This window comes from Acidobacteriota bacterium (assembly GCA_016208495.1).
Classification (GTDB): domain Bacteria; phylum Acidobacteriota; class Blastocatellia; order Chloracidobacteriales; family Chloracidobacteriaceae; genus JACQXX01.
The window spans coordinates 42,175-48,519 of sequence record JACQXX010000099.1; the positions used below are offsets into that span (position 1 = coordinate 42,175).

Annotated in this window: 7 protein-coding genes; 1 reads left to right on the forward strand and 6 read right to left on the reverse strand. The window is 49.4% G+C overall.

What is annotated here, in order from left to right:
* Nucleotides 1–47: 47 nt before the first annotated feature.
* Together HY774_20315 and HY774_20320 are read right to left on the reverse strand one after the other, a co-directional pair.
* Nucleotides 48–632 (reverse strand): BON domain-containing protein, encoded by a 585-nt coding sequence (locus HY774_20315; GenBank protein MBI4750829.1) that lies wholly within the window; start codon nucleotides 630–632, stop codon nucleotides 48–50.
* A gap of 469 nt (nucleotides 633–1,101) precedes the next feature.
* Nucleotides 1,102–2,205 (reverse strand): hypothetical protein, encoded by a 1,104-nt coding sequence (locus tag HY774_20320; GenBank protein ID MBI4750830.1) that lies wholly within the window; start codon nucleotides 2,203–2,205, stop codon nucleotides 1,102–1,104.
* Between the two features lie 512 nt (nucleotides 2,206–2,717).
* On the opposite strand from HY774_20320, the gene HY774_20325 reads away from it, so the two are divergent.
* Nucleotides 2,718–2,981, forward strand: a complete 264-nt coding sequence (locus tag HY774_20325; protein MBI4750831.1) for a GlsB/YeaQ/YmgE family stress response membrane protein — start codon at nucleotides 2,718–2,720, stop codon at nucleotides 2,979–2,981.
* A 141-nt stretch (nucleotides 2,982–3,122) separates the two neighbouring features.
* Here HY774_20325 and HY774_20330 read toward each other — a convergent pair whose 3' ends face one another.
* From HY774_20330 to HY774_20345, 4 genes are all read right to left on the reverse strand, one after another.
* Entirely contained in the window at nucleotides 3,123–4,601 is a 1,479-nt protein-coding gene (locus HY774_20330; protein ID MBI4750832.1) for a B12-binding domain-containing radical SAM protein, read from the reverse strand.
* A 182-nt stretch (nucleotides 4,602–4,783) separates the two neighbouring features.
* Entirely contained in the window at nucleotides 4,784–5,266 is a 483-nt protein-coding gene (locus tag HY774_20335; GenBank protein MBI4750833.1) for a hypothetical protein, read from the reverse strand.
* A 421-nt stretch (nucleotides 5,267–5,687) separates the two neighbouring features.
* Complete coding sequence (locus tag HY774_20340) at nucleotides 5,688–5,828, reverse strand: hypothetical protein (protein MBI4750834.1); 141 nt, start codon at nucleotides 5,826–5,828, stop codon at nucleotides 5,688–5,690.
* Nucleotides 5,813–6,345, reverse strand: a 533-nt coding sequence (locus tag HY774_20345; protein ID MBI4750835.1) for a histone deacetylase, incomplete at its 5' end; no start/stop codon positions are given. The genes HY774_20340 and HY774_20345, both read right to left, overlap by 16 nt.

Genomic DNA, 6,345 nt, shown 5'->3' on the forward strand with positions numbered 1-6,345 from the left:
ATGATGATACAACTGTATCCAAAGCGGTGAAGCCGGGTTGGATTGGTTTATATTTTCTTTGTTACGAGCCGGTTTTGAACGCTTTTCACGCCTTCTACCGTTCTTGAAAACGCTTCGGCCTTTGCCTTCTCACTGGTATTGGGGATCTCTCCCGTGAGAATGACATTGCCGGCGACCACCTGTACTTCGATTCCGACCCCGCCGGCGACCACCAGGTGCGCCTTAATTTTATTCGAGATCGTCTGGTCATTGGTTGAATCAACGGGTTGAACCAGTTCCGATGTTGTATCGGCAATGTGTTCAATCGCATTCCCAAGTTTTTCATCGGCATTGGTGGCACCGATTGACTCGGAATCAATGGTAATACTGTTGATCACCCGTTTCACATGATCGGTTTTTGAAGCCACTTCTTCAGCTCTGGTTTTTTCCGTTAAGGTCGGAACCGTTCCGCTCAGAGTGACCACGCCATTGGTGGTTTGCACTCCAATTTTTAACGCACTGGTATCGGCATTGACCAGTAACTTGCTTTTGACGGTGGTGGTTAAAGTCGAATCATCAATTTCCTGACTGGTACACCCAAAAAGGGTTAAGCTTGAGGCCAGGATAAATGTCGGCAGCAATTTGGATTTCATGTCACTGTTTCCCTTCGTGAGGTCAATGTGTGGTTTATGCCGTGGATGACAAAAAAGTAATACCAGTTTGTAATCAGTAGCCAGCAGTCAGTAGCTTGCTAAGTTTATTTAAATGAATAACTTGACTGTTTTTCTAATCCGATTGCTTCATTCCAATATTCTTCGTTTTGCTCAGCGGGTCTTCAATAGTAAAACGCCTCGGGGGGTTCCCATTTGATTGTCTGAGATAACTTATCTTAGGGCAATCCACGTGCCAGCAAATGACAGTCCTCGGAATAAACTATTATTCCTCAGGTGAATCCAATTTAAATACAATAATTTTAATGATTTACAGCGAGTAGACGTCAGACTGAAGCGGGGAAAAAAGGAGAGATTCTCTGGATACTGGGAAGGTGGTTTTGTATGCAAATCATACACTTTACCTGAGGAGGCTGACTGAATTGCTGACACCGATGAAGTTTTTGAAAGGTTATTTTTGAGAGCGATGTGCACCGGAATCGGCTGATTGGCGATATCTGGTCTCCAGTTTTTCTTTGGTTGACAGCAGATTCTGCCTGACACCGGTCAGCATTTTCCCTTCCACAATTGATCGCCGCAGGCCGCTAAACAGGCCCCGGAGCTGGTTGGTTCGCGAGCGGTTGAGATAAATCAGGTAGGACAAGGGTTGATTCCCTCCGCCCAGTTCCTCGACAAATACGGTCAAGGCAAGCGACGAGTCAAAATAGTGGCTGGCATAGAGTTGCTTGGAACTGATGATCACGTGCGTGGCGCCCTGGCGTTTGACGGTCAAGATGGTCATATGCGTGAGGCTGATCACGGGTTTGAGCCCAAATGATTCCTTGGACCAGTAAATAAGATTTTCCACATTCTCAAGCTGGCCGGCTGGGTACTTTTCAAGGTATGTCTGGAACTCCGGCGCATATTCGGCAAGATAGGGTGAGGCAGCGATGAGCGAGTGAAACTCTTCGGCCAGGCTCAGGGCATGCTTTTGGTCGTGATACTCAGCCAGTGCCTGATAGCCGCCGGAAAGGTACGCGGTGACGTACTTTAGCAGAATTTCGCGAGTGAGTTTCGTTACCTGGTTTCCAACATCTCGCCGAGACCAGTCAATTTCTCGCTGGAACCGTTCGATTTCCGCAGCCGGAAATCTGAGGTCACAATCGCCAACCCGGCATTTTTTCAGGTCCGCAATGTCACTGGCGTCAACGGTCAACCCGGCGAGGTCGTCAAGACGTGGCGGGTCAGAGAATTTCCCGATTTGAAGAATACTTTCATTCTTTTTGTACTCGACAATGTCGCGCACTTTTTTCACAAAATAATCTTTTGGAACATCAAGTCGAACAACGCCAAACACGGCCAGCTCACGCTTATTGGTCGGAGCCACCAGCTTGGAAACGACTTCTCCACGTTTCATTTTGGCCAGTTCGGCTTTTGAAAGATGGATGTACTTTTCCAGAAATGTTTCGGGTTCGCGGACAGATGTTTGTGCCCCAGTCGTCGCGACGACCAATAAAATGAAAGAGAGGGCTGTGCAGAAGGCACAGACTTGAATCGGAACGTGTCTGGTCATCATTGCTTCCTCCAGTGCCTGCTGGGTCAGTGACGGTGGACTTGCGTGCGCGTGGGCGGCATCGTATTGCCGGATGCTGATTTGAGCCTGACTGGCGAGTCTTTACCACTGTGTTACACAGTGAATTTCTTCTGTTTTTCTCAGCCTAAAATCACGAGGTGGTTTTTTCACCTTTGTATATAGTCCATCCTTGGGAACGATACAAGTACAGCCTACAAGGTTGAGGAAAAGCTGCCACGTCAGGTCCGGCAAGGCGGGTGAAAAGGGTTCGCTATTGTACAGAATCGTACCCTGGAAAGGTTTAGGGTTGGAGCCATGAACATTCACAGCACTTCTCGGGTTGAGTGTAATGACCGATTAGCCTGGGGAGTTTCCCGTGGCCTTGACGCGAAGTTCATGGTCACGGGACACATTAAAGTACTCAGTTCGTACAGATTGGAAAGACAGCCCGGGATTTGCTGAAAAATAGTTGGCTGATCATTGCAAATGGTTCAGCCAGGCAAGGCAGACACCCTATGAACTTTATTACATTGATTTTATCTGGTTTGATTATCGGAGTACTTGCCAAGCTCCTGATGCCGGGTCGGGATCCAGGTGGATTCATTATGACGATCCTGCTGGGAATTGCGGGCATGTTTATGGGCAGTTTCATTGGACGGATGATTGGATTCTACAAACCTGGAGAAGCTGCCGGATGGATTGTGTCAATCCTGGGAGCACTGGTGCTTCTGGTGATCTATCACGTATTTTTTTCCCCAAGCCGTAGGAATTATTCCTGAGCAGATGGACCAGGTTAGTTGTAATTCCGTTGTGGAAAGGTCGGGTTTTGCCTATCCGGGTGGGAACTGTCAACCCCAGGCGACCTTTCCGCAACGGAGTTTTTCAAGCCTTCAGTTACATTCCTGACGACGCCTTTCCCGCTACAGAGAACCTTCCGTCAATTTCCGAAAATGATAGCCCATTGCCGCCAGCCGCATCGCCTGGGGCAGTTTTTCGCGATGCTCGGTAAAGACGTGATAAAAGTACTGCCAGAATGCCCAGCGCTCGTTTTCACGGACCCCAAGCTTGAAGACGACTCTGGTAAATGCGGCAAAATCCTTGAAAAAATCAGTCTGGAGTCTGGGTTCGTTGAGTGGTACACGTTTGAGACAATCCAGAGCGCGGCTGTAGTATTCGCCCGGCTGGTAAATGGTGGCCATAATGGACTTGTATCCTTCAATCAGTCGAGTCGGGTCCATCTTCGGCATAAAGTTGAGCGCATAGCTCGTATTATCGCCGGTGCTTTCCATCAACAACCGACCTTCCTGTTTGAGCCGTCGCCAGAGTTGCGTTTCCGGCAGGGCATTGAGCAACCCAACCATTGCCAGCGGGATGGCACTTTCACGGATAAACTGAATTTGGCGCTCAAAAATATCCACTGGATCATTGTCAAACCCGACGATAAACCCGGCCATGACTTCCATCCCATAACTCTGGATTTTGTTGACCGAGTCAAGCAGGCTCCGGCGGAGGTTCTGGCCTTTGTGGGCTTCTTTCAGGCTGGCTTCCACTGGCGTTTCAATCCCCAGGAAGACCCGGCGGAACCCCGCCCGGCGCATTCCATCCAGCAAGTCATCATCTTCGGCCAGATTGACGCTTGCCTCGGTAATGAGTTCAAACGGATAGTTGTGGCGAGCTTGCCACTCCGCGAGTGCCGGGACGAGTTTCTTGACGTTGCGTTTGTTGCCAATAAAGTTGTCATCCACGACAAAGACGGTTCCGGTCCAGCCGACATCTCTGAGCGCATCAAATTCAGCCAGAATCTGGTCGTTGCTTTTGGTTCGCGGAATGCGGCCATAAATCTCAATGATGTCGCAAAACTCGCATTGAAACGGGCAGCCACGCGAATACTGAACCGACATGGCGCTATAGCGGTTGAGGTTGGCCAATCCGAAATCAGGAATGGGCGCCGTCGAAAGTGCCGGGCGTTCCGTTGCCTGATAGAGTCGCCGGGCGTCTCCGCGCTCAAGGTCACGCACCAGTTCCGGCATAATGGATTCGGCTTCACCCAGAACCAGGTGGTCCGCCTGGGGCAGGTCCTCGGTGCTGGTGGTAATGTACGGCCCTCCGACCACAACCCGCTTGCCCAATGCCTTGCACTGGCCAACCACGCGCCGCAACGCATCTTTTTGCACCAGCATGGCACTGGCCAGAACGACATCGGCCCATTTCAGGTCGGCAACCTTTAATGATTGGACATTTAAATCAACCAGCCGGCGTTCCCAGGATGGAGGCAACATTGATGAAATGGTCAACAAGCCAAGCGGTGGAAAGGCAGCTCGTTTTCTTTCAAAGGGGAGTGCATGGCGAAAACTCCAGTACGTGTCAGGGAATTCGGGATAGATCAACAGCGCTTTCATAGCAGATGTATCGGCGGGAAACCTCTTGCCTCACGCCGCTCCTTTCTTATGTAATACCATTTTGGAATGAAGTCCTCTTATTCCAGCGAGGCTAAACTATTGAAAAAATTGTATTTCCCTTAGCCCTTAGCCCGATACCCTCAGCCCAAAATGGTATAAATTGGTGCCGGGGCAGGTTGCCTTCAACGGCTTCCATAAACCGAACATACAATTTTCTCCAACTGACTGAGACTTCGTCGGAGCTTGATATTGTTGTGATGAATAAAAGCCGGAGGCTCATTGGCCTGGATTTCTTCCAGGAGTGGCAGGCAGATTTCAATCTGGTCAATGAGTGTATGCAGGCTGGAAACTTCTTTTTGGAGGATGAACAGGTGTGGTTCCAATCCCTCTGAAATTTCATCGGGATCAAGTCGTTCGATTTCCCGCAACAGGTCAATTTCGAGGAACACCAGGTTTTTCCTCAGAATTTCCAGGTCCTGATGAAGTCGGCGGCACATGGGATTTGCCCAGTTTTGACGAACCACGGCAAAGGTGGTCACGGTTTGCCGGCCATTGGTTGAGTTCCTGACCGGCCACGTCGCAATCAACGTGGGAAGTCGGTCTAAATACTCTTCGAGTCGCAGGGTATCAAAGTACACGGATTGCAAGTTTTGCAGCAGGCTCATATCATCCCCCTTTGTCACCCTGAGATTTCCGCTCCAGGAAGCTTTAACCTACAGTGAATCGCCACACCCAACGGGTGGTATGCAAAATGATCTTTGGCCTTATTGGATTTAAAAATTTTTTTGATTCTGGGAAGGTCGAAATTACAGAAATTATTCAAGAATAAAGGTTTTATTTCCAATGTGTTCCGTGCATCCGGTTGTAACTTCTTCTAAAAATGTGTGACTCTCACCCCCTGGTAAGAGTTAGCGGACAATCAGACACGTTCAATCAGTTGACACACCTCTACCTGTTTTGTGCCGGGATAGTGCATCCGTATGATAGAAAAGGCTGTTCAATTTTGAACAATGTGTCAAAAACATCCCCGCCAAATTCCAGATTTTGAAATCTGGCGGCGGTGGATAAAAGGCTAGAGCTGGCCTCCTACTCAACGACTGGCTCCATCCCGTTTCGTTCCAGGAGATAGCGTAAACTTCGTGCCACCAGATGATAACTCTGTTTGGTGTAGCCGCCGCTCAATGTCATTACAAAGGGTAAATTCGCAGCCATCAACGTGTTAAACACGAACCCAGTTCCTTGAGCACTCGCGGCAGATACTCCATCACAATTCCGGTATAGACCCCATCAGCCGTATTGGTTTGGATCGGAAAATGAAAATTGATTCGCTTTTTGGCTTCGATATCGCCAGGGTAGATGTCTTCATTGTAGACATCAAAAATGAACACATTCTGAAACGCCAGTTGTCTGCAAATGCGTTCAATCCCATTTCCCTGATGGGCATCCAGGTCAAGAATCAGGATTTTGTCTTCCGGGCTCAACTGTTTAGTGCGGTGCAGCTCCGCAATCGCAATCGGAATGTCGGCATAAATGCAAAAACCCTCTCCCCTCCCGCGACTCGCATGGTGATAGCCACCCGCCAGATTGACGCCAATTCCGTGCGCCAGGGCTTCCTGAGTAGCCAGCATCGTGCCTCGAACCGCATACCGCATGGATTTGAGAATTTTCGAATCCAAAACCATCGCCGGAATGGCCGACACAAACGGCAATTCCAGCGCCCGGGCAATGTAGATTGAGCTTTCCA

Coding starts and splice junctions, on each gene's coding strand:
- HY774_20315 (MBI4750829.1), bottom strand. CDS start 632: ATGAAATCCAAATTGCTGCCGACATTTATCCTGGCCTCAAGCTTAACC.
- HY774_20335 (MBI4750833.1), bottom strand. CDS start 5,266: ATGAGCCTGCTGCAAAACTTGCAATCCGTGTACTTTGATACCCTGCGA.
- HY774_20320 (MBI4750830.1), bottom strand. CDS start 2,205: ATGATGACCAGACACGTTCCGATTCAAGTCTGTGCCTTCTGCACAGCC.
- HY774_20330 (MBI4750832.1), bottom strand. CDS start 4,601: ATGAAAGCGCTGTTGATCTATCCCGAATTCCCTGACACGTACTGGAGT.
- HY774_20325 (MBI4750831.1), top strand. CDS start 2,718: ATGAACTTTATTACATTGATTTTATCTGGTTTGATTATCGGAGTACTT.